22 protein-coding genes are annotated in these 25,874 nt (G+C 70.6%); 16 read left to right on the top strand and 6 right to left on the bottom strand.

Annotation, left to right across the window (positions count from 1 at the left end):
• Nucleotides 1-11: 11 nt before the first annotated feature.
• Entirely contained in the window at nt 12-830 is an 819-nt protein-coding gene (locus JUB13_RS30520; protein WP_328703051.1) for a xanthine dehydrogenase, read from the top strand.
• Between the two features lie 8 nt (nt 831-838).
• Here JUB13_RS30520 and JUB13_RS30515 read toward each other — a convergent pair whose 3' ends face one another.
• Nucleotides 839-1,213, bottom strand: coding sequence for a response regulator (locus tag JUB13_RS30515; protein ID WP_207486038.1), 375 nt, complete (start codon nt 1,211-1,213; stop codon nt 839-841).
• A gap of 244 nt (nt 1,214-1,457) precedes the next feature.
• Here JUB13_RS30515 and JUB13_RS30510 point away from each other — a divergent pair, with 244 nt between their 5' ends.
• The 11 genes from JUB13_RS30510 (at nt 1,458) to JUB13_RS30460 (ending at nt 15,210) form a co-directional block, all read left to right on the top strand.
• On the top strand, nt 1,458-2,309 hold the full coding sequence (locus JUB13_RS30510; protein WP_207486037.1) for a formyltransferase family protein: 852 nt from the start codon (nt 1,458-1,460) through the stop codon (nt 2,307-2,309).
• Between the two features lie 116 nt (nt 2,310-2,425).
• Nucleotides 2,426-3,466, top strand: a complete 1,041-nt coding sequence (locus JUB13_RS30505; protein ID WP_207486036.1) for a DUF1611 domain-containing protein — start codon at nt 2,426-2,428, stop codon at nt 3,464-3,466.
• Nucleotides 3,467-3,531: 65 nt separating this feature from the next.
• Nucleotides 3,532-4,563, top strand: coding sequence for an ABC transporter substrate binding protein (locus JUB13_RS30500; protein WP_207486035.1), 1,032 nt, complete (start codon nt 3,532-3,534; stop codon nt 4,561-4,563).
• A gap of 44 nt (nt 4,564-4,607) precedes the next feature.
• Nucleotides 4,608-5,747 (top strand): alanine racemase, encoded by a 1,140-nt coding sequence (gene alr / locus JUB13_RS30495; RefSeq protein WP_207486034.1) that lies wholly within the window; start codon nt 4,608-4,610, stop codon nt 5,745-5,747.
• Between the two features lie 117 nt (nt 5,748-5,864).
• Nucleotides 5,865-6,869 (top strand): ABC transporter substrate binding protein, encoded by a 1,005-nt coding sequence (locus JUB13_RS30490; protein ID WP_207486033.1) that lies wholly within the window; start codon nt 5,865-5,867, stop codon nt 6,867-6,869.
• Between the two features lie 241 nt (nt 6,870-7,110).
• Complete coding sequence (locus JUB13_RS30485) at nt 7,111-8,142, top strand: BMP family protein (RefSeq protein ID WP_207486032.1); 1,032 nt, start codon at nt 7,111-7,113, stop codon at nt 8,140-8,142.
• Nucleotides 8,139-9,713, top strand: coding sequence for an ABC transporter ATP-binding protein (locus tag JUB13_RS30480; RefSeq protein ID WP_328703050.1), 1,575 nt, complete (start codon nt 8,139-8,141; stop codon nt 9,711-9,713). The genes JUB13_RS30485 and JUB13_RS30480 overlap by 4 nt, the downstream gene beginning before the upstream one ends.
• Nucleotides 9,703-10,752, top strand: coding sequence for an ABC transporter permease (locus tag JUB13_RS30475; RefSeq protein WP_207486031.1), 1,050 nt, complete (start codon nt 9,703-9,705; stop codon nt 10,750-10,752). The genes JUB13_RS30480 and JUB13_RS30475 overlap by 11 nt, the downstream gene beginning before the upstream one ends.
• Before the next feature lie 4 nt (nt 10,753-10,756).
• Nucleotides 10,757-11,701 (top strand): ABC transporter permease, encoded by a 945-nt coding sequence (locus tag JUB13_RS30470; protein ID WP_207486030.1) that lies wholly within the window; start codon nt 10,757-10,759, stop codon nt 11,699-11,701.
• Between the two features lie 3 nt (nt 11,702-11,704).
• Nucleotides 11,705-12,985, top strand: a complete 1,281-nt coding sequence (locus tag JUB13_RS30465) for an amidohydrolase family protein (RefSeq protein WP_207486029.1) — start codon at nt 11,705-11,707, stop codon at nt 12,983-12,985.
• A gap of 98 nt (nt 12,986-13,083) precedes the next feature.
• Complete coding sequence (locus JUB13_RS30460; RefSeq protein ID WP_207486028.1) at nt 13,084-15,210, top strand: PAS domain-containing protein; 2,127 nt, start codon at nt 13,084-13,086, stop codon at nt 15,208-15,210.
• 38 nt (nt 15,211-15,248) lie between these two features.
• Here JUB13_RS30460 and JUB13_RS30455 read toward each other — a convergent pair whose 3' ends face one another.
• Nucleotides 15,249-16,022, bottom strand: a complete 774-nt coding sequence (locus JUB13_RS30455; protein WP_207486027.1) for an aldolase/citrate lyase family protein — start codon at nt 16,020-16,022, stop codon at nt 15,249-15,251.
• Between the two features lie 263 nt (nt 16,023-16,285).
• Here JUB13_RS30455 and JUB13_RS30450 point away from each other — a divergent pair, with 263 nt between their 5' ends.
• On the top strand, nt 16,286-17,767 hold the full coding sequence (locus JUB13_RS30450) for an aldehyde dehydrogenase family protein (protein ID WP_207486026.1): 1,482 nt from the start codon (nt 16,286-16,288) through the stop codon (nt 17,765-17,767).
• Nucleotides 17,768-17,911: 144 nt separating this feature from the next.
• Complete coding sequence (locus tag JUB13_RS30445) at nt 17,912-18,151, top strand: hypothetical protein (protein ID WP_207486025.1); 240 nt, start codon at nt 17,912-17,914, stop codon at nt 18,149-18,151.
• Nucleotides 18,152-18,157: 6 nt separating this feature from the next.
• Here JUB13_RS30445 and JUB13_RS30440 read toward each other — a convergent pair whose 3' ends face one another.
• Complete coding sequence (locus JUB13_RS30440) at nt 18,158-20,764, bottom strand: histidine kinase dimerization/phosphoacceptor domain -containing protein (protein WP_207486024.1); 2,607 nt, start codon at nt 20,762-20,764, stop codon at nt 18,158-18,160.
• Nucleotides 20,765-21,010: 246 nt separating this feature from the next.
• Here JUB13_RS30440 and JUB13_RS30435 point away from each other — a divergent pair, with 246 nt between their 5' ends.
• Nucleotides 21,011-22,039 (top strand): ribonuclease Z, encoded by a 1,029-nt coding sequence (locus JUB13_RS30435; protein WP_207486023.1) that lies wholly within the window; start codon nt 21,011-21,013, stop codon nt 22,037-22,039.
• A 47-nt stretch (nt 22,040-22,086) separates the two neighbouring features.
• Here the strand turns inward: JUB13_RS30435 and purT are convergent, their stop codons facing one another.
• Together purT and JUB13_RS30425 are read right to left on the bottom strand one after the other, a co-directional pair.
• A complete protein-coding gene (purT, locus tag JUB13_RS30430; protein WP_207486022.1) occupies nt 22,087-23,262 on the bottom strand; it encodes a formate-dependent phosphoribosylglycinamide formyltransferase in 1,176 nt (391 codons plus the stop codon).
• 125 nt (nt 23,263-23,387) lie between these two features.
• Nucleotides 23,388-23,672, bottom strand: coding sequence for a GapR family DNA-binding domain-containing protein (locus tag JUB13_RS30425; protein WP_207486021.1), 285 nt, complete (start codon nt 23,670-23,672; stop codon nt 23,388-23,390).
• Nucleotides 23,673-23,834: 162 nt separating this feature from the next.
• Between JUB13_RS30425 and JUB13_RS30420 the strand changes: the two genes are divergently transcribed.
• Complete coding sequence (locus tag JUB13_RS30420) at nt 23,835-24,329, top strand: GFA family protein (RefSeq protein ID WP_207486020.1); 495 nt, start codon at nt 23,835-23,837, stop codon at nt 24,327-24,329.
• Between the two features lie 20 nt (nt 24,330-24,349).
• Here the strand turns inward: JUB13_RS30420 and JUB13_RS30415 are convergent, their stop codons facing one another.
• On the bottom strand, nt 24,350-25,726 hold the full coding sequence (locus tag JUB13_RS30415; RefSeq protein WP_207486019.1) for an MFS transporter: 1,377 nt from the start codon (nt 25,724-25,726) through the stop codon (nt 24,350-24,352).
• Nucleotides 25,727-25,874: the final 148 nt, after the last annotated feature.

Below are 25,874 nucleotides of genomic sequence, written 5' to 3'. Positions count from 1 at the left end.
CACGGGGGATCGTGACGACGGGCGCATCGCCGGCGGTGCTGGTCCGCGGCGTGGGCGAGATCGGGTCCGCCATCGCGCACGCGCTGGCCCGCCGCGGGCGCGCCGTGGCGATCCAGGAAGCGCGGATGCCCATGACCGCCCGCCGGGGCATGGCCTTCGCCGATGCCGTATTCGACGGAAGCGCCTGGCTCGAGGGTGTCGAGGCGCGTCGGATCGATGCGCCGGACGCGGCCGCCCGCGCCATCGGCCGCGGCTTCGTCCCGGTGATCGCCGCCCCGGTCGAGACCGTCGTCGCGCTGCTGCCCTGGGCCGTCCTGGTGGATGCGCGCATGGCCAAGCGCGAGGCCCCGGACCGCGCGATCGGGCTGGCCCCGCTGACAGTCGGCCTCGGGCCCGGGCACAAGGCGGGCGCGACGGCCGACTGGGTCGTGGAGACCGCCTGGGGGCCGGACATGGGACGGGTAATGACATCGGGCGCGACCTTGCCCCTCTCGGGCGAGCCGCGGCAGGTCGGCGGCGCGGGCCGGGAGCGTTTCGTCTATGCCCCCGCCGGCGGCGTCTTCCGCACGGCCGCGCGCATCGGCGAGATGGTTGCGGCGGGGGCGACCATCGCCGAGATCGGTGGCATCCCGCTGCGGGCGCCGCTCGACGGCTCACTTCGCGGGCTCGTCCGCGACGGCGTGCCGGTGCCGGCGGGAACCAAGGTGATCGAGGTGGATCCGCGCGGTGCTGCCGGCCAGGTCTCCGGGCTCGGCGAGCGGCCGCGGCATATCGGCGAACGGGTCGCCGAGGCCGTCGGGCGCCATCTCGACGGCCTCGGCGACCTCTGAAAGGGATTTCAGGCGATACGCATGAAGGACGCCAGCGCCCGCCGCTCCTCGACGCTCGAGCGGATGCGCTTCACCAGCCCATTCAGGGTGAAGGGCTTCAGGATGAACGGCACCATGGAGTTCGGCTGGTCGTCGCCCGACATCAGGATCACCTGCGTGTCGCAGCGCTCGATAAGGTCGGCGGCAAGGTCGTGCCCGTCGTCCTGCGCGAGGTGAACGTCTACGAGACAGACATCCGGCTCCTCGACGGCGGCCGCCGCCAGGGCCTCGGCCGCCGTCGCGCAGGGGCCGCAGATGGCGAAGCCGGCGCGCTTCAACGCCTCCGAGATCAGCGCCCGCATCAGCGGGTCGTCGTCTGCAACAAGGATCTTCGCTTCGCGCATCCAGAGCTCCAGCCGCACGGCCTGACGGCAGCCAAACCGAACCATCGGCCAGCTTCTACGCAGGAACTATATCTTTTAGGTTAAAGGCTGATGACCGAAACCAGCATTACGACTGAGGCATTCCCGCGCAGCTCCCTCGACAAGGACGGCGAGTTGGTCTCTAGTCGCCGCGCGGGCCCGCGCGGCGACTAAAATGCCGGGACCGCCGCAGCCGAAGATCGTCAGGGGATGGATGGGCTCGGGGATGAGGATCGCCTTCTGCACGACAGCAGACCTCACGGGCACGGTGATCCTGAATGCCGTCCTGCCGCTGCTCGCGGCCGACGAGGTCGTGGTCTTCCTGTCGGCCCGCAAGCGCGCGACCGACGAGATGGTGCCCTCGCTCCGCCACGCCTGGTTCTACGAGCGCAGCTTTCCCATGGAGATCCTCTTCCCCAGCCTGGATGCGGCGTATCCCGATGGCGGCGGGGACCTGCTGACCCCGCGCCAGCTGGCCCGGCGCTATGGCGTCCCCATGACGCGCGTCGCGACGCCCGAGGATTGGCGCGGCGCCTCCGGGATCCTCGCCTTCCGGCCGGACCTGGTGGTCAGCTCGCGCTTCGGCTTCAAGTTTCCGGACGCGCTGATCGAGGCGGCGCCCGGCCGGGTCCTGAACCTCCATCCCTCGGCCCTGCCCGCCTATCGCGGGCAGTTTCCCGTGCTGCGCGCGCTGGCCGCTGGCGAGACCGCGATCGGCTGCACGCTGCACCACGTTGCGACGGGATTCGACGAGGGGGATATCGCCCTGGTCACGTCGATCCCCGTGGCGCCGGGGCGCAGCAACTTCTGGCATGTCCTGAACGCGTACCGGTCCGGCATCCCCCTGATCGCCGAGGCCGTGCGGATGGCGCGCGCGGGCGAAGCTCTGCCCCGCCGCCCGCAGGGCCCCGGCGCACCGCCGAGGGGTTTTCCCGACGAGAACGAGATCGCCGCGGCAGCGGCTGCCGGCTGGAAGCTCGTCGACCCCGCCGAGCTGGACGGGCTGCTGGCGCGCTTCCGGGGGTCCGAGGCAGTCCCGCTTCCGGCCGCCCCGCCCGCGGCGGCCACCGGCAGCTGAGGCGCAGGGAACGGGCGGCGGCGATATGCTTAAGCGTTCTTTAAGCGGTGGGGCGTCTCATGGTTAAGCATGGGCGTCGGCCAGACGCCCCATCATACTTCGCCCGCGGATCCGGCATGGCGCTGCAGCGTCCCTTCCTCGTTTTCCTCGGCGATTCAAAGGACATCCGGGAGGCCAAGACGGCTTTCGGCGTGGTCCAGTGGCGCCCGGAGTGGTGCATCGGGCAGCACCGCATGCCCGGATGCGGCCATGATCTCGGACTTCCCGACCTGACGATCGGGGAAGCCGCGGGTGCGGGCGCCAGGACGCTGCTGATCGGCCTCTCGACCGCGGGGGGCCTGTTCCGGCCCCAGTGGCTGCCGACGCTGCTCGAGGCCATCGCGGCAGGGCTCGACATCGCCGCCGGGCTCCACGACTGTCTGGGCGCCGTCCCCGAACTCGCAGAGGCGGCGCGGCGACGCGGCGTGACCCTGCACGACATCCGCCACCACCGCGGCCCATTTCCGCCGGCGACGCTGGCGCCGCGGCGCGGAAGGCGGCTGCTAACCGTCGGGACGGACCAGAATCTCGGGAAGAAGTACACGGCCCTCGCCATCGAGCGCGAGCTGCGCCGCCGGGGCATCGATGCCGATTTCCGGGCGACAGGGCAGACCGGGATCATGATCTCGGGCCACGGCATCCCGCTCGACGCGCTTACCGGCGCGTCTGCCATCGGCGCCGTCGAGGCGCTTACGCCCGCCAGCCATGACGACCACTGGGACGTGATCGAGGGCCAGGGCTGCGTCCTGTCGCCAGCCACCTCGGCTTCGCCAGCGCTTGTGGTCGGGGCCGCGGCGCAGGCCTACGTGCTGTGCCACGAACCGACGCGGACCCATATGAACGGCCTGCCCCACGTTCCGATCCCCGCGATCGGCGCCGTCATGGATGCGGTGCGGGCCATCGGCCGTGGCGTGAGCCCCGATGGGCGCTTCGTCGGTATCTCCGTGAACACCAGCGCGCTCGGCGCAGAGGAGGCGCGGACCCTGCTGGACGCCCTGTCGGAGGAATTCGGGATGCCGGCGACGGACCCGATCCGGTTTGGCGCGGAGCCGATCGTCGACGCGCTGCTGCGCGACTTCCCGACGCGGTCCCGCCCGGACGGGGCCGCGGCGCCGTGACCTCAGCGGCAGTCATCCGCCGCGGATCGCCGTCTCGGCGCCGACTGCGGCGCGCGGCCGGACTCATGGCCGGGCTCGCGGCCGCGATCATGCTGGCCGTCTGCGGCGCGGCGACGGCCTTCGCCGAGGCCCCGCAGGCCGAGGCGGCCCGCGCATCCGCGTCAAGGCCGCTCGTCTTTCTGATCACCTGGCGCGGCTGCGAGCAGGCGTGCCGCGGCTTTCACGACTATGTCGCCCGCATGAAGCTGCCGGTGGAAGTGGTCGAGCGCGACGCCGGCCAGGACCGCCGCGCCATCGGGGGTCTGGTGGACGAGGCCCGGGCGCGCCGGGCCGCGGCCATCGTGACCTGGGGCAACGACGTGACCTACGAGGTGGTCGGCCCATACGACGCGGTGGATCCCGCCCGCCACGTCACCGACATACCCGTCGTCTACATGTATGTGTCCGGGGCCGTCGAAGGGAAGATCAGCAGGGGCGAGGACGCGACCGGGCGGCCCAACATCGCGGGAACGGACTACGTCGTGCCGCTGAGCGCCCAGATCAACGCCATCAATGCCTACCGGCCGAGCCGGCGGATCGGCATGCTCTACGATCCCGCCCAGGAGGGCTCGGTCCAGCGCATGGAGGCGATCCGCGACCTGGCGCCCAGGATGGACTTCACTCTGATCGCCGTTCCGCTGCCCCTCGGCGCCACGGGAAGGCCCGACGCCGCGCGCCTCGCGGAGGCCATGGATACGCTGGCGGCGCAACAGCCGGACTTCGTCTATTTCGGCCTCTCGTCCTTCCTGATCCAGCAGGTCAAGCCGTTCACGGCGCTGGCGCTGGAGCGCGGCCTACCCGTCTTTTCCGGTGGGCAGCTCCCCGTCGAGCAGGCCGACGCGCTCCTGGGGCTGTTCACGCGCCTGGACCAGATCGGCGCACTGGCGGGCTCGCAGGTGGAAAGCATCCTGACGCAGAACATCGCCCCGGGCGAAATGCCCATTGCAAGGCTGAACAGGTTCACGCTGATGGTGAACATGTCGGTCGCACGGACCCTGGAGGTCTACCCGCCGATCAGCATCGTCCGCGTCGCCGATTTCATCAAGGTGGAGCAGTGATCCAGCCCGCCGCCCGCCCTTCACCCGCCCCGCGAGCCAGCGAGATGACGACCACCCTGGTGGCAGCTCCCAGCACCTTCTCCGTAACCTCGCGCGCGATCGTCAGGCTCGGGAACGTCAGCGCCAACCTGCGCACTGCGCGGCAGCACCTGCCGCCGGCGGCGCGGATCTACGCCGTCGTGAAGGCCGACGCCTACGGCCATGGCATGGCCGAGGTCGCGACGAGCCTCGCCGCGGCGGGCGTGGACGCCTTCGCCGTCTCGAGCGCGAGCGAGGGCGCGGAGCTGCGCGAGGCCGGCATCCGGCAGCAGATCCTGGTCCTGGGGCCGCTGCTGCGCGACGATGCGCGGACGCTGATCTCCAACGATCTCACTGTAACCCTGAACTCGGCCGAGATGCTCGAGGCGCTGCAGGCCGAATCCGCCCTGCAGCGGCGGCGCGCGCTGGTCCATGTGCGCGTGGATCTCGGATGCGCCGGACAGGGCATGCCGGTGGAAGCGGCGACGGCGGTCGTGCGCACGGTCGCAGCCTCGGGCTCGGTTGTCCTCGACGGCGTCTACGCCCATGGCTTCGCAGCCTACCGGGCCGACTATCCAGGCGTGCTGGACGAGGTGGCGGCTTTCGACGCGTGGGTGCAGGAGCTCGGCCGCATGCTGGGCCGCAGGCCCTTCGCCCATGTCCTGAGCAGCCCGGGCCTGGCGGTTCCGGGCGCTCGGGTCCACGACGCCGTTCGCCTGGGCTCGCTGCTCTACGGCATCAGGATGACGCCCGGCGGTCCAGACGGGCTGCGCCCTGCGCTCGAGATCCGGTCCATCGTCTCGGAGATCAAGATCATTCCGCCGGGAACGCGGCTCGCCTACGAGGCCGGGCTGACGGCGGACAGGACCATCAAGGTGGCCGTGGTCGCGGCGGGCTTCGCCCATGCCCCGTTCCTGTCCGCCGACCGGAACGCCCAGGTGCTGATCCGCGGCCGGCGCGTCCCCGTCGCAGGCCGCGCCTTCATGACCTCGATGCTGGTCGACGTCACGTCGCTGCCGGATGTCGCTCCGGGCGACGAGGTGGTCGTGCTGGGCGCGGACGGCGACAATTCGATCACGGCCGAGGAGATCGCTGCGCGCAGCGGGGTGCGGCCCTCGGCGGTGCCGTTCCTGGGTCCGGCGATCAAGCGATTCCATGTGGACTGACAGCCCGGCACGATCCGGCGGCGGGGAATGTCTGCACGAGTTTTCGGCCGCGCCCGCGGCCCTGGTGTATGATGACCCGGCCCGGGCCGGGATCTGGAACGATCGGATGGCGGAGCGATGCGGGTTCTGACTTTGCTGGCGGCCATTCTGGTCTTGGCGACAGGTGCCGCGCAGGCGCAGACCGCCGGGCGCCAGCGGCCTTTCATCTACCTCATCAACTGGCGCGGCTGCGAGCAGGTCTGCGCCGGATTCCAGCAGTACTTCAGCGACAGGAAAATCGGCGTCGACATCGTGATGCGCGACGCGAACCAGTCGCGCAGCGCCGTCGCCGAATTCGTGAAGGAGGCGCGCCTGCTGCGCCCCGACGTGGTCGTGACCTGGGGCAACGACGTCACGCTGGAAGCGGTCGGCCGCTACGACAGTGTCGATCCCGAGAAGCACCTGACCGATCTGCCGGTCGTCTACATGTACGTCGCCGGGGCGGCCGAGGCGAAGATCTCGCGTTCCGAGGACCGCACCGGGCGGCCAAACCTGCTGGGCACGGACTATGTCGTGCCGCTGGAGGCGCAGGTGAACGCCATGCGCACCTACAGGCCGCTGCGCCGCCTCGGCATGCTCTACGACACGACGCAGCCCGCCTCGGTGCTGCGCATGCAGCAGATGAAGGCGCTTTCGACCGAGCTCGGTTACGAGCTGATCGCCCTTTCCATTCCGGTGGGCAAGGACGGCAAGCCCGATCCGGCGAGCCTGCCGGCTCTGACCCAGGAACTGCGCAGCGCCGAAGTCGATTTCGTCTATTTCGGCCTGTCGACCTTCCTGATCCAGCGCATGAAGCAATTCACGGCGCTTGCCGTGGAGGAGCACCTGCCGGTCTTCACCGGCGGTCCGCTGCCCCTGCTGCAGGCGGACGCGCTCCTGGCCCTCTACGTTCGGCTGGACCAGATCGGCGCGCTTGCAGGATCGCAGGTGGACCGGATCCTGAGAGACCCAAACCTGCGGTTGGACACGGCGCCAATCGAGAAGACGAACCGATTCTCCCTTGCGGTCAACATCCGGGTGGCCAAGCGGCTGGATGCGCCGCCGCCCGTCACCATCGCCCGCATCGCGGAGATCATCCAGTAGGGCGCCAGAAGGCGCGGAAGTCCGCGATTTCACGCCGGTGCTCGGCGCCAGGGCCCGATCCGGCAGGCGCCTCCACTGCAGCCGCGTGATGACGAGTTCGGCGCTGCATGGCTAAATATGCGCCAGGGGAGGATCGGCGGCCCCGGCCCTTCGCCGCGCGGCGGTCCAGTCGCGACGCGCCTCGGGCTCGGCACGGCGATTGCTACGCCCGGCCGGCAACCAACCAGAGAACGAGGCGAACATGGAAGGCATCACGCGAGCGTCCCTTTTCACCGTCGGACGGCGCGCCGTCATCGCGGCCGTGCTCGGGGCGGGCACCCTGCTCGCGCTGCCGGCAGGTCAGGCGCTTGCGCAGTCGGCGGCCAAGGTGAAGGTCGCCGGCATATATACCGTCCCCATCGAGCAGCAGTGGGTCAGCCGCATCCACAAGGCCCTGAAGGCCGCCGAGGCCCGCGGCGAGGTCGAGTACGTCTGGTCGGAATCGGTTGCCAACACCGACTATGAGCGCGTGATGCGCCAGTACTCCGAGGCCGGCAACCAGCTCATCGTCGGCGAGGTCTTCGGCGTCGAGCGCCCGGCCCGCGCCGTCGCCCGCGACTATCCCAAGACGGCCTACCTGATGGGGTCCAGCTTCGGTCCCGCGGGCAAGAACTTCGCCGTCTTCGACAACTGGATCCAGGAGCCCGCCTACCTGACCGGCCTGATCGCAGGTGCCATGACGAAGTCGAATCACATCGGCATGGTCGGCGGCTACCCGATCCCCGAGGTGAACCGGCTGATGAACGCCTTCATGGACGGCGCGAAGGAGATCAACCCGGCCGTCCGGTTCTCCGTCACCTTCATCGGCTCGTGGTTCGACCCGCCGAAGGCCAAGGAGGCGGCCTTCGCCATGATCGACCGCGGCGCCGACATCATGTACGCGGAGCGCTTCGGCGTCTCGGACGCCGCCAAGGAGCGCAAGGTGCTGGCCATCGGCAACGTCATCGACACCCAGGCCCAGTATCCCGACACGGTCGTGGCCAGCGCCCTCTGGCACATGGAGCCGACCATCGACCGGGCCGTGAAGGCGGTCCGGGACGGCACCTTCACGGCCGAGGACTACGGGCAGTACAGCGCCATGAAGTTCGGCGGGTCGAGCCTGTCGCCGCTGGGCACCTTCGACGGCAAGATCCCGGCCGCCGCCCTGGAGAAGGTGAAGACCCGCCAGCAGGAGTTCCTGGACGGCCTGTTCCGCGTGAACGTCAACGACGCCGAGCCCAAGTCGACGCCGTGACGGTATCTGCTCCACTGCGCGAGCCGGAGGTCGTCCTCCGGCTCGCCGGCATCACCAAACGCTTCGGACCACTGCTCGCCAATGACGGAATCTCGCTCGAGCTCCGGCGCGGCGAGGTTCTGGCGCTGCTCGGCGAGAACGGCGCCGGCAAGACCACCCTCATGAACATCCTGTTCGGCCACTACGTGGCCGATGCCGGCCATGTGGAGGCGTTCGGCCGGCCCCTGCCCCCGGGATCGCCGCGGGCGGCGCTGGACGCCGGGATCGGCATGGTGCACCAGCACTTCACCCTGGCCGAGAACCTGACGGTTCTCGACAACGTGATCCTGGGCACCGAGCCGCTCTGGCGACCCTGGTCCGACCGGGCCGGGGGTCGCCGGCGCCTGCTGGACCTGGCGTCCCGCTTCGGGCTCGCCGTGGATCCGGACCGCCCGGTCGGGTCCCTGTCGGTGGGCGAGCGCCAGCGCGTCGAGATCCTGAAGGCGCTCTATCGCAATGCGCGGATCCTGATCCTTGACGAGCCCACGGCCGTGCTGACGCCGCAGGAATCCCTCGGCCTCTTCGCGACGCTGGGGCGCCTTACCGCCGATGGGCTTTCGGTCGTCTTCATCAGCCACAAGCTGCACGAGGTGCTGGCCGGCAGCCAGGAGGTCGCCGTCCTGCGCGGCGGGCGCCTGGTCGCGCGCCGGCGCACCACCGAGACAACCCGCGCCGAACTGGCCGAGCTGATGGTGGGCCGCCCGGTGACCGCGCCGCGGGCGCTTCCACTTGCGCCGGGCGAGCCCGTGCTGGCGCTCGCGGGCGCAACGGTGGCCGCTCCGGCTGGCCCGCCGGCGCTGGATGCCGTGGACCTGACGGTGCGCCGTCACGAGATCCTCGGCATCGCGGGGGTGTCCGGCAACGGTCAGACGGCGCTGGCGGACCTGCTCTCGGGCGTGGCCGAGCTTGCGGCCGGGCGGATGGTGCTTCTCGGCAGCGAGATCGTTGCCCCCTCGGCGCGCGAGCTCGTCCGGCGGGGCGTCGCCCGAATCCCCGAGGACCGGCACGCCACCGGCCTCGTGCCCGGCATGGCGGTCTGGGAGAACCTGATCGCCGAGCGCTACCGCGAGCCGCGTTTCTCGCGCTGGGGCTTCCAGCGCCGCGGCGGAGCCATGGCCCATGCGCGCGCGCTGATCGCGCGCTACGACGTGCGCGGGCCGGGTCCGGCCGCCATGACGCGCCTCCTTTCCGGCGGAAACATGCAGAAGCTCATCCTGGGGCGCACATTGTCCGAGCGCCCGAGCCTGATCGTGGCGAGCCAGCCGACCCGCGGCCTCGACATCGGCGCCGTCACCTACGTGCAGGAGCAGCTGCTGGAGGCGCGCGCAGCCGGCGCCGCCGTGGTCCTGATCTCCGAGGACCTCGACGAGATCCTGGCGCTCTCGGATCATGTCGCCGTGATGGTCCGGGGCAGGCTGTCGCCGCCCCTGCCCCGCGCCGAGGCCACGATCCAGCGTCTCGGCCTGCTGATGGCGGGCCACTGGGAGGAGCATGGCGCCATCGCGCAGGCCGGAGCCGCCCATGCGTCTTGAGCCCCGCGCCTCCGTCCCGCTGACGCTCGGCCTGCTGGCGCCCGTGGGCGCCGTCGCCGCCGCCCTCGCGATCTGCGCCGCCCTGGTGGCCTGGAGCGGCGCCTCGATCCCGCGCGCCTACGCCCTGCTGGCCGAAGGCGCCCTGGGCAGCCGCCTCGCCCTGACAGAGACGCTGACCCGCGCAACTCCGCTGATCCTGACGGGCCTCGCCGCCGCCGTCGCCTTCCGCGCACGCTTCTGGAACATCGGGGCGGAGGGGCAGCTCTATCTCGGCGCGCTGGTCGCGGCCTGGCTCGGCGGAGGGCTTCTCGACCTGCCGGGCTGGACCCTGGTGCCTACGGTGCTGATCGCTGGGGCGCTCGCCGGCTCGCTGCTGCTGGCCGGCCCCGCCGTCCTGAAGACGCGGTTCGGCGTCGACGAGGTGGTGACGACGCTGCTGCTGAACTTCGTGGTCCTGCTCTTCGTATCCATGATGCTGGAGGGTCCCATGAAGGACCCGATGGGCATGGGCTGGCCGCAGAGCGCCCCGGTCCTTCCCGAGGCCGAGCTGCCGCGCTTGGCCGAGCGCACACGCCTGCATGCCGGGCTGATCCTGGCGCTGCTCGCCGCGGCCGCGGTCTGGGTGATGACCGCGCGCACGGTCTGGGGCTACGAGGCCCGCGCCGTCGGCGGAAACCCGCGCGCCGCCGCCTTCGCCGGCATCCCGGTCGCCTGGGTCATGGTGCGCACGGCCCTGATCTCCGGTGCCCTGGCTGGGCTCGCCGGCGCGGTCGAGGTGACCGGGCTGAAGGGCTACCTGACGCTCGACCTTTCGCCGGGCTTCGGCTACGGCGGCATCGTGGTCGCCATGCTGGCCCAGCTCCACCCCGCGGGGGCGGTCGCGGCGGCGGTCTTCGTCGCCGGGATCTTCGTGGGATCCGACGCCATGAGCCGGGGCGTCGCCGTTCCGACCTACATCGCCGACGTGATCGTCGCGGTCAGCCTGATTTGCATGCTGGTCGCGACGCTCCTCGTCCGCTTCCGGCTGCGGAAGGGCTGAGGCCATGGCGGAGATCCTGGAGCTGGTCCTTTCCGCGGCGTTCTGGACGGCCGTGCTGCGCATCGCCATGCCCTACGTCCTGGGCACGCTGGGCGAGCTTCTGTGCGAACGTGCCGGCGTCCTGAACCTCGGCATCGAGGGCATCATGACGCTGGGCGCAATGGCCGGCTGGATGGCGGTCTACCAGGGCGCGGACCTCTGGACCGGCGTGGCCGTCGCAGCCCTTGCCGGGGCCGCGCTCGGCCTGCTGCATGCGGTGCTGACCGTGCCTCTCGGCCTGTCGCAGCACGTGGCGGGGATCGGAGTGACGCTGCTCGGCACCAGCCTGACCTACTTCACCTACCGCATGGTGCTACCCCAGGCGACGACGCCGCCCACGATCGAGCCGTTCCGCCCCTGGCCGATCCCGGGCCTTTCCGAAATCCCGGTGCTCGGCCCGTCGCTGTTCTCGCAGACCCCGCTCGCCTATGCCGCGCTGGGGCTGGTCGCGCTGGTCGCCTACGTCCTCTACCGCACGCCGGTGGGCCTGGGCCTGCGCATGGTCGGCGAGAACCCGGCGGCGGCGGAAGCCCAGGGCCTCAGCGTCACGGGGCTGCGCATGGGGGCGGTCTGCGCCGGCAGCGCCCTGATGGCCGTGGGCGGCGCGTTCCTGACCCTGTCGGCCTTCAACGCGTTCTTCTTCAACATGCTCAACGGGCGCGGCTGGATCTGCATCGCGCTGGTCGTCTTCGCGTCCTGGCGGCCCGGGAAGGCGCTTCTGGGCGCGCTGCTCTTCGCGGGGTTCGATGCCCTGCAGCTCAGGCTGCAGCAGATCGTCGGGCCCGCGCTGCCCTATCAGGTCTTCCTGATGATGCCCTATCTCCTGAGCATCCTGGCGCTGGTGGTGATGGCCCGCCGCGCAGCATATCCCAAGGCCCTGATGGTACCCTACCGCAAGGGGGAACGCTGACCCATGGACGTGATCCTGCGCCGCGCCACGCTGCCCGACGGGCGCACCGGCATCGACATCGGAATCCGTGACGGCCGGATCGCCGCGGTGGAGCCGAACCTCCAGGCCGCCGCGCCCGAGGAGATCGACGCCACCGGCCGGCTGGTGACGCCGCCCTTCGTGGATGCCCATTTCCACATGGACGCGACGCTGAGCTACGGCATTCCCCGCGTGAACCGGTCGGGGACGCTGCTGGAGGGGATCGCCCTGTGGGGCGAGCTGAAGCCCCTGCTGACGCATGACGCGGTGATCGAGCGGGCGCTGGCCTATTGCGACTGGGCGGTGGGCCGCGGCCTGCTGGCGATCCGCAGCCATGTCGACATCTGCGACCCGCGCCTGCTCGCCGTCGAAGCGCTGGTCGAGGTGAAGCGGCATGTGAAGCCCTACCTCGACCTTCAGCTCGTAGCCTTCCCGCAGGACGGCTACTACCGCTATCCCGGCGCCGTCGAACTGCTCGACCGCGCGCTCGACCTCGGCGTCGACGTGGTCGGCGGCATCCCCCATTTCGAGCGGACCATGGCCGAGGGCGCGGCCTCGGTCAGGGCGCTGTGCGAGATCGCGGCCCGGCGCGGCCTTCCGGTCGACATGCATTGCGACGAGACCGACGATCCCCTGTCGCGCCATGTCGAGACGCTGGCCTACGAGACGCAGCGCCTGGGCCTGCAGGGGCGGGTCACGGGCTCGCACCTGACCTCCATGCACAGCATGGACAACTACTACGTCTCCAAGCTGGTCGCCCTGATGGCGGAGGCGCGGCTGAACGTCATCGCCAACCCGCTGATCAACATCGTCCTCCAGGGCCGCCACGACACCTTCCCCAAGCGCCGCGGCATGACGCGGGTCACCGAGCTGGCGGCGGCCGGGCTCGACGTCGCATTCGGCCACGACTGCGTGATGGACCCCTGGTACTCGCTGGGATCCGGCGACATGCTCGAGGTCGCGCAGATGGGCCTGCACGTCGCCCAGATGACCAGCCAGGAAGCCATGCGCGCCTGCTTCATGGCCGTCACCGAGGTGCCCGCCCGCATCCTAGGCCTGGAGGGTTACGGCCTCGCTCCCGGCTGCAACGCCGACCTGGTGATGCTCCAGGCCGCCGACCCGGTCGAGGCGATCCGCCTGCGGGCAGCCCGGCTGCTGGTGATGCGGCGCGGGCGCGTGATCTCGCGCATGGCGCCGGTCGAGGCGCAGCTCGCCCTGCCCGGCCGTCCCGGACGCGTGACGTTCCAGGCTTCACCCGCGGCGTGACACTCCGTTCGGCTGGCGTGCCGGAACCAAGATGATACTGGTTCGCAGGTCCATGGCCGGCTAGGGTCCATCCGCGGGCAGGCCCGGCAGGTAGGCGGATGGGCGAAGAGAATTTGCGCGGAATTGCCACGGTGCATGCCTCCATCGACTTCCGGAGGGTGATCGAGGCGTCGCCGAACCCCTACATGCTCCTGGACCGGGAGTTCAGGTATGTCTGGGCGAACCAGGCTTACCTGAACGTCACCAGGCGCCGGCTCGAGGACCTTCTGGGCCTCAGCCTCTTCGAGGCGTTCCCCTCGGGCCCCCATGATCCCGGCGGGAACAACGAGGCACAGCTCCGCGCCTCGCTGGAGCGGGTCTTCGCGGAAGGCCGGCCGAACGTCCTGGCCGTGATCCGCTATGCGATTCCGGGCCCCGACGGGCGCTCCTTCGACGAGCGCTTCTGGAGCGCCAGCCATACGCCGATCCTCGACGAGCACGGCGAAGTCGGCCTCGTCCTCCAGCAGACCAACGACGTGACCGAGCTGCAGCGGCTGCGCGCCGCCGTGGCCGCCGGGGCGGACCGCAGCTTCCAGTCCCACATGGACGCGATCGGGGCCGGCGTCTTCCGCCGCGCCCAGGCGGTCCAGGAGGAGAACAGGAACCTCGAAACCGAGCGCCACCACCTGCGCGAGCTGTTCCGCCAGGCGCCCGGCTTCGTTGCCGTGCTGCGCGGGCCCGATCACGTCTTCGAGATCGCCAACGACGCCTACCTCCAGCTCGTCGGCCGCAGCGACATCCTGGGCCGCCCCACCGCCGAGGCGCTCCCGGAGATCCGGGAGCAGGGTTTCATCGCGCTGCTGGACGAGGTTCTGAGGACCGGCCGCCCCTATGTCGGGCAGGAGGTCCGCGTGCTCCTGCAACGCCGGCCGGGCGTGGAGCCGGAGGAGCGCTACGTAGACTTCGTGTACCAGCCCATCATGGGGCCGGACGGTGCCGTCTCCGGGATCTTCGTCCAGGGCAACGACGTCAGCGACCGCCACAGCTCCGTGAAGGCCCTCAGGGAGCTGAACGCGTCGCTGGAGGCCCGGGTCGCCGAGGCCGTGGCCGAGCGGGAGCAGGCACAGGCCGCCTTAATGCAGGCGCAGAAGATGGATGCCGTGGGACAGCTCACCGGCGGTGTCGCGCACGATTTCAATAACCTTCTCCAGGCGCTCGCCGGCTGCCTGAACCTGGTCGGGCGCCGGGTGAAGGACCCGGCGGTGGAGCACCTGCTGGAGGCGGGCCGCCAGGCCGTCGATCGCGGCGGCAAGCTGACACAGCAGCTCATGGCGTTCGCGCGGCGCCAGGCCCTGCGCCCGGAGGCCGTCGACGTGGCGGACGCGCTGCTCGGCATGTCCGAGCTGCTCGCACGGGCCCTGCGGGCCGATATCGCGCTCGACATCGACCTGGAGCCGGACCTCTGGCCGATCAAGGTGGATCCCACGCAGCTCGAGATGGCCATGCTGAACCTGGTGGTGAACGCCCGAGACGCGATGCCCGGGCCCGGCCGGCTCGGCATCCGCGCCCGGCGCCGCGTCGTCGCGCAGGGCGACGAGCCGGCGGGGCTCGCCGGCGAGTTCGTCGAGATCGCGGTCGCGGATACCGGCACGGGAATGGCACCCGAGGTGCTGGCGCGGGCGTTCGAGCCGTTCTTCACGACGAAGGACGTCGGCAAGGGTTCGGGCCTCGGCCTTGCGCAGATCTACGGATTCGCGCGCCAGTCCGGCGGCGCCGTGCATATCGAGAGCGCACCCGGCGCGGGCACGGCTGTCACCCTGCTGCTGCCGCGCTCCAGCGAGGCGCCCGTGCGCCGGCAGGCCGCGCAGCCGGTGTCCGGCGGTGCCGGGGGGTGCATCCTGATGGTCGAGGACGATCCGATCGTCGGCGGCATCATGGCCGTGGCGCTGGAGGACCGGGGCTACACGGTCCTGCGCGCGACCACGGCCGACGAGGCGCTCGCCCTGCTCGAAAATGGGGTCGCGGCCGACCTGGTCTTCACCGACGTGGTCATGCCAGGCGGCACGAGCGGGCTCGACCTCGCTCGGCTGCTACGGGCCGGAAGGCCAGAGCTGCCGGTGGTCCTGACCACAGGCTACAGCGAGGGCATGGGCGCCGACGAGGGATTCCGCATCCTCGGCAAGCCCTACCGCACCGAGGACCTGCTCGCCACCATCGAGGCGGCGCTGGCAGGGCGGCAGGGATAGGGCATCGCCGGAAGGGCGCCCGGCCGCCCTCTCGCCCGTCAGGCCGGCGTCTTGAACCGTGCCGCGAGCTGTTCCGCGTTCCGCGCCAGGATTCCTACGTCCGAGCCGACGGCGGTGAACAGGCAGCCGAGCTCGATGTAGCGCCGCGCGAGGGCCTCGTCTGGCGTCAGGATCCCGGCGGGCTTACCGCAGGCGTGGATCCGGGCAATGGCGTCCTCGATCGCGGCCTGCACCTCGGGATGCCTGAGGTTTCCGAGATGGCCCAGCGCCGCGGACAGGTCGCCCGGTCCGATGAACACGCCGTCGACGCCGTCCACCCGCGCGATCGCCTCCAGGTTCTCCAGGCCGAGCCGCGTCTCGACCTGGACCAGCACGCACAGCTCCTCCTCGCAGCGCAGGGCGTAGTCCTTGACCCGCCCGAAGCGGGTGGCCCGCGGCGCCGCGGCGTAGCCGCGCACGCCCTTCGGCGGGTAGCGGGTAAAGGCGACGGCGTCGCGCGCCTGTTGCTCGGTCTCGACATAGGGGATCAGCAGGGTCTGCGCCCCGATGTCCAGGACGCGCTTGATCGCGACCATATCGTTCCAGGGGACCCGCACCACCGGGTGGGCAGCGCCGCCGGCCGCGGCGGCCTGGAGCTGGGCGTAGACCATGGGCACCTCGTTGGGCGCATGCTCGCAGTCCAGGACCAGCCAGTCGAACCCGGCACCGGCCAGGATCTCCACCGTCACGTGGCTCGCCAGCGAGCTCCAAAGCCCGATCTGGAGGCGGCCCGCCTCAATGGCGCGCTTGAACGGGTTCGCGGGCAGATCCATGGTCGTCCCCTTCTGAAGCGCCGGCGCACCCGCAACTCATGCGGCGCCGGACTTCAAGGTTTAGCCGAGGCACCGCCGGCCGTCGACGCCGGCATGCGCCGTCCCGTTTGGCCGGACCGGGTAGCGCCTCCCCCGAAGGAGTTGCGGGCGCGGCGCCGGACCGCGGACCGCGCCGGGCGACACTCCCGCCCGGGAGGTGCTAGAACGGGCCCGGGGCGTCCGCCACGGCCGCCCCAGGGACAAGAAAGGGAGAATCGGCAGAGATGGGCGCGGCGAAGAACCATATCGGCGGCGAGTGGGTCGAGGGGGCGCGCAACGTGCCAGACCTGAACCCGTCGAACACGAACGACGTTGTGGGAGAGTTCCCGCAGGCCGACGCAGCGCAGGTCGAACAGGCGATCGCGGCGGCGCGCGACGCCTTCCCGGCCTGGTCACGCTCGTCGATCCAGGATCGGCACGACATCCTGAAGCGTATCGGCGACGAGATCATCGCGCGCAAGGACGAACTCGGCCGGCTGCTGTCGCGTGAGGAGGGCAAGACCCTGCCCGAAGGCATCGGCGAGACGGTCCGCGCCGGGCAGATCTTCCAGTTCTTCGCCGGCGAGTGCCTGCGCCTGGCCGGCGAGAAGCTGGCCTCCACGCGCCCTGGCGTCGAGGTCGAGGTGACCCGCGAGCCATTGGGCGTGATCGGCCTGATCACGCCGTGGAACTTCCCGATCGCGATCCCGGCCTGGAAGATCGCGCCAGCCCTCGCCTACGGCAACTGCATCGTCTTCAAGCCGGCCGAGCTGGTGCCGGCCACCGCCCATGCGCTGTCGGAGATCATCGTGCGCGCGGGCCTGCCTCCCGGGGTCTTCAACCTGGTCATGGGCCGTGGCTCGGTGGTCGGGGAGACGATGACCCGCCATCCCGGCATCACCGCCATATCCTTCACCGGCTCCGTCCCGACCGGCCGGCGGGTCGCCGCGGCCTGCGTCGAGGCCGATCCCATGAAGAAGGTCCAGCTCGAGATGGGCGGCAAGAATCCGCTCGTCGTGCTGGATGACGCCGACATGAAGACCGCCGTGGAATGTGCGGTGAACGGCGCCTTCTTCTCGACGGGACAGCGCTGCACCGCGTCCTCGCGACTGATCGTGACGGCCGGCATCCACGATCGGTTCCTGGAGGCGCTGACCGAGCGCACCAAGGCGCTGGTGGTCGACGACGCGCTGAAGCCGGGCACGCAGATCGGGCCCGTCGTGGACGAGAACCAGCTCGAACAGGATCTGCGCTACGTCCAGATCGGCAAGGACGAGGGAGCGCGGCTGGTCACCGGCGGCGAGCGCCTGAACCGCGAGACGCCGGGCTTCTACATGGCGCCGGCGATCCTCGCCGACGCCGACAACCGCATGCGCATCGCCCGGGAGGAGATCTTTGGCCCGGTGGCGACCGTGATCCGCGCCACCGACTACGACGAGGCGCTGGATATCGCCAACGACACGCCCTTCGGCCTGTCCGCCGGGATCTGCACGACGTCGCTGAAATACGCCAGCCATTTCCGGCGTAACAGCGAGGCCGGCATGGTGATGGTGAACCTGCCGACGGCGGGCGTGGACTACCACGTGCCCTTCGGCGGACGGAAGGGGTCGAGCTACGGCCCGCGCGAGCAGGGCCGCTACGCCGCCGAGTTCTACACGACCGTGAAGACCGCCTATACCTTCGACATGAACGGGCCCTACGTCCCGCGGACGCGGTCCAGCGAGTAGCGAGCCCATGCGGGAGCCGCATCGCGGCTCCCGCCGGGCTCATCCCCTTGGAAGCCGGCGGCGGGCGACCTGCCCAGCCGACCGGCACTCCGGTGCCGGCTACCGTTAACCCGCCCGTTAACCCGCGTCCCCTACCCTGCGGGCATGACGCTCTCGGAAATCCTAGCCCGCGCCAATGCGGGATCAGTCGCCCGGAACCCGGGCCAATGGACGCCTGTCGCCTGCGAGATCTGGCGCGCCGGCCCCCCCGACGTGACGGACCTGATCTACGGGGCGCTGGTCTGGGAGCAGAAGCACGATCGCCTGGCCCGCCCCGAGAACGAGCCCGAGATCCGCGCGATCATGGCCAAGGTGCAGGCCGACACCGCCGCCGCCCAAGCCTGAGGGGGCTTACGCCGGCACGAGGCAGGTGAAGGCGGCGCCGTCCCGACTCTCGACCTCGAGATGTCCCGAGATCCGCGCGAGCATGCCCTGGACGAGCCGCATGCCCAGCCCGTCGCTGCCGTGCTCGTGCCAGTCCGGCGGAAGCCCGCGTCCCTGGTCGGCGACGCGCAGCAGGATCATGGCAGCGTCCTGCGATCGCGCAACGCTGACCGCGACCCCGCCGTCCTCGTCCGGGGCGTAGGCGTATTTGAAGGCGTTGGTGACGAGCTCGGCCGTCACGAGCGCCAGCGACACGGCGACGGCGCTGTCGACATGGATGCCGGGCTCCACGGTCGCGGCCAGGTGACGCAGCGGGCCTGCCATCGCCGCCAGGTCGTTGCAGAGATTGCGCACGGTCTGGCCGAGATCGACCAGGCGCGCATCGGTGGAGCGGAACAGGCTCTCGTGGACGCGGGAAATGCCCATCACGCGCCCTTGCGCCTCGACGAGCGCCTGCCGCGCCTCCTCGTCCCGCACCCGCCGCCCCTGCATCTGGAGGATGCTGGCGACGATCTGCAGGCTGTTCTTCACGCGGTGGTCGATCTCCCGCGCCAGCAGGTCCTTCTGGTCCAGCAGCTCCCTTTGCGCGGCCACGGATTCCGTCAGCGCCCGCTGCTTGTCCTGGAGCTCCCGCACCTTGCGCTGATGGCGCAGGATGACGTCCTCGATGGCGCCGGTCAGCGTCCGCGCGATGTCGGCATGCCAGCGCGGCCAGGACGCGGAGATGCCGGCGCGCTCCTCCACCCAGCGCTCGAAGGAGCGCCGCGGAAGCACCAGCCCGCTCCCCTCGTCCGCCAGCGGCTTGCGAGGGTCGCCGCTCCAGACCACGGTTCCCACGACCTCGGGCCGGAACCACAGCAGCATGGTCTCGCGCGACTCGTTCACCGCGGCGGCCAGGACGCCGCTGGCTACCCTGGCATAAGACGCGAAGGCCGGGTGCTCATGCGGCAGCCGGTCGGTGAAGAAGATCCGGCCCTGGAACGGGCGGTGCCTCAACCAGGCGGCCAGCTCCAGGATGGCATCGGGTAGCGGCGTCTCGCCGATCGGCGTCGCCTTGCCGTCCCATACCACCGCGGCCCCGCCGGCACCGAAAAGGTCGAGAATGGTGGTTTCTCCGGCCGCCAGCGCCGCCACCCAGTCGTCGCTGCCCGCCATCTGGCAGAGCAGCCGGCTCTGGACCTCCAGGTGCCGCTGCTGCCGGTCCCATGCTATCTGGCCTTCGAGTTCCTGAAGGCGCAGGGCGAAGGTGTCGGCAAGGATGCGCACCGCCAGGCGCGCCTCGGGGGCGACGTAGTGGGGACGGCGGTGGTGTCCGATAAGGAGGCCCCATAGCCTTCCAGCCGTCATGACGGCCACGGACATGGAGCCGTTGACGCCGAGGTTCCGCTGGTACTCCAGATGCACGGGCGACAGGCTGCGGAGCTGGGCGAAGCTCAGGTCCACCGGCGCGGCGGCGTCCGGGCTTCCGACCAGCGGCACGGGAACGTAGTCCCGATCCACGACGAAGCGGCTGCGGCTGCGCGTGTACAGGTCCCGGGCCTGGGCCGGGATGTCCGACGCGGGGAACCGCAGCCCGAGCAGGGGCTGCATCCCGGCCGAACGATCCTCCGCCACCGCCTCCCCGTGCCAGTCCTCGTCGAAGCGGTAGACGACGACCCGCTCGAAGCCCGTCAGGCTGCGCGCGGTCTCGGCCAGCACCTGGCCCAGGGCGAAGACGCTCGCGGCGTCGCGCAGCCGCGAGACTGCCTCTTGCAGATCGGCATGCTGCGGGGACGGAAAGTCCTCGGGCGCCGGCGCCGGTTCCAGCTCGATGAGGACCTTCCCGCCATGCAGATGACTGACCGTGTCCTGACGACGCCCCGCAAGCGTCACCGTCTGGCGGTACGGATGGTCGCCCGGAATGGCGCCTGCCACCGCCGCCTGCTGGACGGCGGCCGCGAAATCCGATCCCAGAAGCTCGGCCAGGGGCCGCCCGAGAAGCACTGCGGCCTCCTGGCCGAAGGCCGTCTCGGCGTTGGCGCTCGCCACGCTCACCCGGAGCGTCGCGGGGTCCACCACCAGAAGCACCCCCTGCGGCTGGATGGAGCCCGGGATATGAATGGGTTCCCGCGCGCAGATGTCGAGATCGATGTCCTCGGCCCTGGCGCGGCCCTCGACCGCCGCCAGCGCCAGTATCGGCCGATTCCCCTGCAGCCGTTCGAGCGGCACGACCATGACCCAGTAGCGGCCGGGCTCGTTGGCCCCGCGCATGTGCACCCGCACGCGTTGCGGCGCCGACGGATCGAAGCCGAAGACGAAATCCAGCCGCTCGTCGAGCGCGCCTCTCCTCACCCCTTCCAGGAAGCGCCCGAAGAAGGAGGGAAGATTGGTGCAGGGCGCCACGTCGCGAAAGAAGTTCCGGCCCAGCACGGCCTCGCGCCGCCGCCCGGACAGCGCGCTCTCGGCCGCGCTGTAGAACAGGATCGTGCCGCTGCCGTCGAGCTTCAGGACACCGTAGTCCAGGCTGTCGAGTTCCGCCGCAGAGAGATCGTCGAGCTTGGCGAAAACGGCGGCTTCATCGGAAACAAAACGCATCAGGGCTTCCGGAACATCGGACCTCATGGGGATAAACGCATGGAGGTGGCGAATCCGCACATCCATGAAATTGCTAGGGCCGCAAATGGTAGGAATCGAAAGGCCGGACGGTATTTCGCCGGCCATTGAGCGGTTGACCGCCGCCTGATCGCGTCCGGGCGTGGGACGGGCGGCCAGCCCATCTTGTTGCCGGTCCGCGGATCAGGCACGGTGCGGCATCGGCAGCGCAGCAGGAAGGGAGCCCCGTTGGCCCGCTTCTTCCGGGCCCGCCTGGTCGACGGCCCGGCCGGCGATCCCGCGGTCTTCGTGGACTTCCGGTTCGCCGGCCGCGCGCTGCTGCTGGATGCGGGCGACCTTGCCCCGCTGTCCGGGCGGGAGCTCGGCCGCGTGGGCGATCTCCTTCTCTCCCACGCGCATATGGACCATTTCGCGGATTTCGACAGGCTGCTGCGGGCCTGCCTGCACCGCCCGCGTCGGCTGCGAATCGTGGGCCCCGCCGGGCTGATAGACCGGGTCGGAAGCCGGCTCGCTTCCTACAGCTGGAACCTGCTCGGCCCGCACAGCGCCGATTTCTCCCTGTTGGTGCTGGAATTCGCCGGCGACGGCCTGCGCCGCGCGGCAAGCTTCGCGGCGCGCGATGCGTTCCGGCGGTCCGAAGCCGCGCTGCCCGTGCTGCCGCCGGGCGTCGTCCTGGACGAGGAGGAGTTCAGCGTCGAGGCGGCCGAGCTGGACCACGGCATTCCGTGCCTCGGCTTCGCGCTGCGCGAGAAGATGCGGGTGAACGTCTGGCGCGAGGGGCTGGCCGCACTTGGCCTGAGCGTCGGTCCCTGGCTGAACGCGGCCAAGCGCGCGTTGCGCCAGGGCGCTTCCGACGACACCGTCCTGCCGGTCGGCGGGGGCGCGGCCGTCAGCCTCGGCATGCTCCGCGGCAGGGCGCTCCACCCGGCGCCGGGGCAGTCGCTGGGCTATCTGACCGACATGGCGGGGACGGCCGCGAATATCGGGCGTGCTGCTGCGCTGATGAGGGGCGTGGACCAGCTCTTCATCGAGGCGATGTTCCTGGACATCGATGCCGCGCTCGCCGCCGAGCGCCGCCACCTGACGGCGCGCCAGGCCGGGCGGATCGCCGCCATGGCGGGAGCCGGCCGGATCGTGCCCTTCCATTTTTCGGCCCGCTACCACGCGGATTTCGGCGCTCTCGTCCGCGAGGCCGAGACGGCCTTCGCCGAGGCCGGGCCCCACGGGGCACGGGCTGCCCCGGTCCCTGGCTCCTGATCCGTGGCCCCTATCTCTGCGCCCTGGCCCCGGGCCGCGGGGGCGCGTCAGTCGTCGTAGCGGATCCTGACGCGCGCCGCAGCCTCGCGGGCAAGTGCACGGGCGTCGTCGGCAGTGGCGCCGGTCGCGAGCGCCACGCCCATGCGCCGGTAGGGCCGCGTCGTCGGCTTGCCGAAGATGCGGACCTCCACCTCGGCATTGGCGCTACCAAGGCGCAGAGCCTCGTCGAGCCCCTCCACCGAGAAGCGCTGGGCTTCACGGTCGGCCAGGATCACCGCCGAGGCGGTCGGCCCGCGCAGCTTGATCGCGGGGATCGGCAGTCCCAGGATCGCCCGGGCATGCAGGTCGAACTCCGAGAGATTCTGGGACAGCAGCGTCACCATGCCGGTGTCGTGCGGCCGGGGCGACAGCTCGGAGAAGATCACCTCGTCGCGGGTCACGAAGAATTCGACCCCGAAGATGCCGTATCCGCCGAGATTGTCGACGACGGCGCGGGCCATGTCCTGGGCATCGGCCAGCAGCTTCGCGTCCATCGGCACGGGCTGCCAGGACTCCTGGTAGTCCCCGCGCTCCTGCCGGTGGCCGATGGGCTCGCAGAAGACGACGCCCTCGCGCGTCCGCACCGTCAGCAACGTGATCTCGTAGTCGAAGGCGACGAACTCCTCGACGATGACCTTGCGCCGGTCGCCGCGCATGTTGGCGACGGCATAGGTCCAGGCCGCCTCCAGCCCTCCGGCCGCCTCGACCGTGCTCTGCCCCTTCCCCGACGAGGACATCACCGGCTTGATCACGCAGGGGAAGCCGGTATGGCTGGCGGCAGTCCTGACCTCGTCCAGGCTTTCGGCGTAGCGGTAGCGCGAGGTCCTCAATCCCAGCTCGCCCGCCGCGACCTCGCGGATGCCGTCGCGGTTCATGGTGAGCATGGTGGCGCGGGCCGAGGGAACGACGTTGAGGCCCTGGGTTTCGAACTCCTGCAGGACCTCGGTGCGGATCGCCTCGACCTCGGGAACGATGAAGTCCGGCCGGTGCCGTGCGATTACGGCACGCAGCGCGTCGGCATCGAGCATCGGGAAGACCTCGGCCGCATCGGCGACCTGCATCGCGGGCGCCTGGCCGAAACTGTCGCAGGCGACCACGTGGCAGCCATAGCGCTTGGCCGAGATCGTGAACTCCTTGCCGAGCTCGCCCGAGCCCAGCAGCAGGATCCTTGCCGTGAAGGTCATGCCGAACCGCCCCTCTGCCCATTTGCCGCTGCGCCGCAGCACATAGCATGCGGCGGCCGGCGGGAGCCAGAGGGTCGCCGGGGGCGCCGCGCGGCGCCCCCGGCCGGGATCACGGGAGCCTTCCGTTAGAGGACGACCTCCTCCGGCTTGCTCTCGGGCTCCGGCGCCACGAGGTCGATATGGGTGCCCGTGGCATGGGCATAGAGCAGGATGTCGTTCAGGAACTCGGCTTCCTTGTCAGCGCTGTCCTTGCGGCGGATGGCGACGACGCGCTCGAGGGCGCGCACGTTGAAGCCCTGCGACTTGATCTCGGTCTTCAGGTCCTTGAGGTCGTCCTTCAGCCCGTCGATCTCGTCCAGCAGGCGCTCGAGCCGCTGCACATAGGCGTTCAACTGTTCGGCGGCAGTCAATGCAATCCCCATGGGTTGGAGTGGAGCCGCAGCTTCTACCGGCTCCGCAACCCGTCCGATAGCGGTAAGCGTGTGACCCGGATGCTCCGCTCCGGCCCTCTGGACCGGTGCCGGATCCATGCGAGGATCGGGGCGTCCACTCCAGCGATGCGGAGATCCGGAATGTCCATGCCTCTGCAGGGGTCCTGCCGCTGCGGCGCCGTCACCTTCACGGTCGACAGCCACACGCCCTATCCCTACCAGCTCTGCTACTGCTCGATCTGCCGGAAGACCGCGGGCGGAGGCGGCTTCGCCATCAACATCATGGGCACGGCCGCGAGCCTGCGCGTGCAGGGAAGCGATGCGCTGCGGGTCTACCAGGCCGAGATCCGGCAGGAGGACGGCCATTGCGAGACCAGCACCGGCCGGCGCCATTTCTGCTTCCGCTGCGCAAGCGCCCTGTGGCTGTTCGATCCGAGCTGGCCCGATCTCGTTCACCCCTTCGCCTCGGCCATCGACACCGACCTGCCGCGGCCGCCGGAGAAGGTGCACCTGATGCTGCGCTACAAGGCCGGCTGGGTGGAGCCCCAGATCGGCCCCGGCGACCGGTGCTTCGACGAGTATCCCGAGCAGTCCATCGAGGACTGGCACCGGCAGCGCGGCCTCTGGATCGACTGACGCCAGGGCGGCCGCCGCCCCTATTTCCGGCTCGCCGCCGCCCCGGGCGGCATCAGCGGCCCGGTCGCAGCGGCCGGAGCCGCCTCGTAGGCCCGGATCCAGTAGAGGCTCGCGGCAGCCACCAGCATGGGCAGGCCCAGCGCAAGGCAGTAGGCCGGGCGGCTCCATCCCGCCGACATCAGGATGCCGGCGGCTGCCGGGCCGGCGACGGCGCCCAGGCGTCCGACGCTCATGGCGAGTCCTGTCGCGGTGGTGCGCACGGTGGCCGGGAAGACCTGCGGCACCACCGCGTACATGGCGTTGATCGAGGCGTAGAGGCAGAAGCCGATCGCCAGCGTGCCCGCCAGCAGCGCCGCCGTCGTCGCCGGGACCATGCCGAAGGCGGCCGCCGCCACGAAGAGCCCGACCATGAACGCGGCCGCGAGCCTGCGCGTGCCGAGGCCGCGGGCGTAGAAGCCGAAGATCAGACAGCCGACCACGCCGCCGATGTTCATCACCATGGACCCCGAGATGCCGCCGCTGACGCTGAGCCCCTGCTCCGTCAGGACCTTCGGCGTCCAGCTCAGGAAGAAGTAGCAGGTCATCATGACACAGAAATAGGCGACGCAGACGGCAAGGGTCCGTGCGGCATGGGGCGCCCGGAACACGGAGAGCAGTCCGGCGTCGGGCGCATCCTCGGCCCGGCTCGGCACCGGCAGGGCTGCGATCGGAGCGCGGCCCATGCGTGCCAGCACCGCGTTGACCTTCTCGAGCGCCCCCGCGGGCCTGCGGGCAATCAGATAGTCCAGGGACTCCGGCATGAACCGGATCACCGCCGGGACCAGGACCAGGGCGACCAGGCCACCGAAGACGAAGACCGAGCGCCAGCCGAAGGCGGCGATCAGGTAGACCGAGAAGGCGCCGCCGAGGGTTGCGCCGATGGGATAGCCCAGCGACATCAGCGAGATCGCCAGGTTGCGCCGGCGGTTCGAGGCGTATTCCGCCACGACGATGTTGATGTTCGCCAGCACCCCGCCGATCCCGAGACCGGTGAAGAGGCGCAGCAGCGCCAGTTCGACCAGATTCCGCGCCGCCGCCGAGGCGAGCATGCCGACGCACAGGATCGCGAGGCAGATCAGGACGGTGGCCCTGCGGCCGAGCTTGTCTCCCAAGGGTCCGATGAACAGCGCCCCCAGGCCCATGCCGGCCAGCCCGGCGCTGAACAGGATGCCGAGATCGGTGGGGTTGAGCCCGAAGTCATGCGCGATGGTCGCCGCCGTGAAGGCGATCACCAGCACGTCAAAGCCATCGAGCGCGCAGATCAGGATGCAGAGCGTGACGACGACGACCTGGAAGCCGGTCATGTCGCCTTCGCGCACGGCGATGCGGGGGTCGGCTGCGGCATCGGGGCGGGCCATCGAAAGTCCTTTCGCTGCGGCTGCCATCGGTGGCTGGGACGGCCCGTGCAGGCCGCCCCGTCAGTCCATGCGGTCTGCGGTGTCGATGGTGACGGCGCCGCGGACGGCGCGGGAGACGCAGGTGCACATGTGCTGGTTGGCGGCCTTC

The sequence above is a fragment of the Arenibaculum pallidiluteum genome (assembly GCF_017355985.1).
Classification (GTDB): Bacteria; Pseudomonadota; Alphaproteobacteria; order Azospirillales; family Azospirillaceae; genus Arenibaculum; species Arenibaculum pallidiluteum.
Note: the sequence above shows the minus strand (reverse complement) of the source record. Positions and strands in the feature narration are given on the sequence as shown.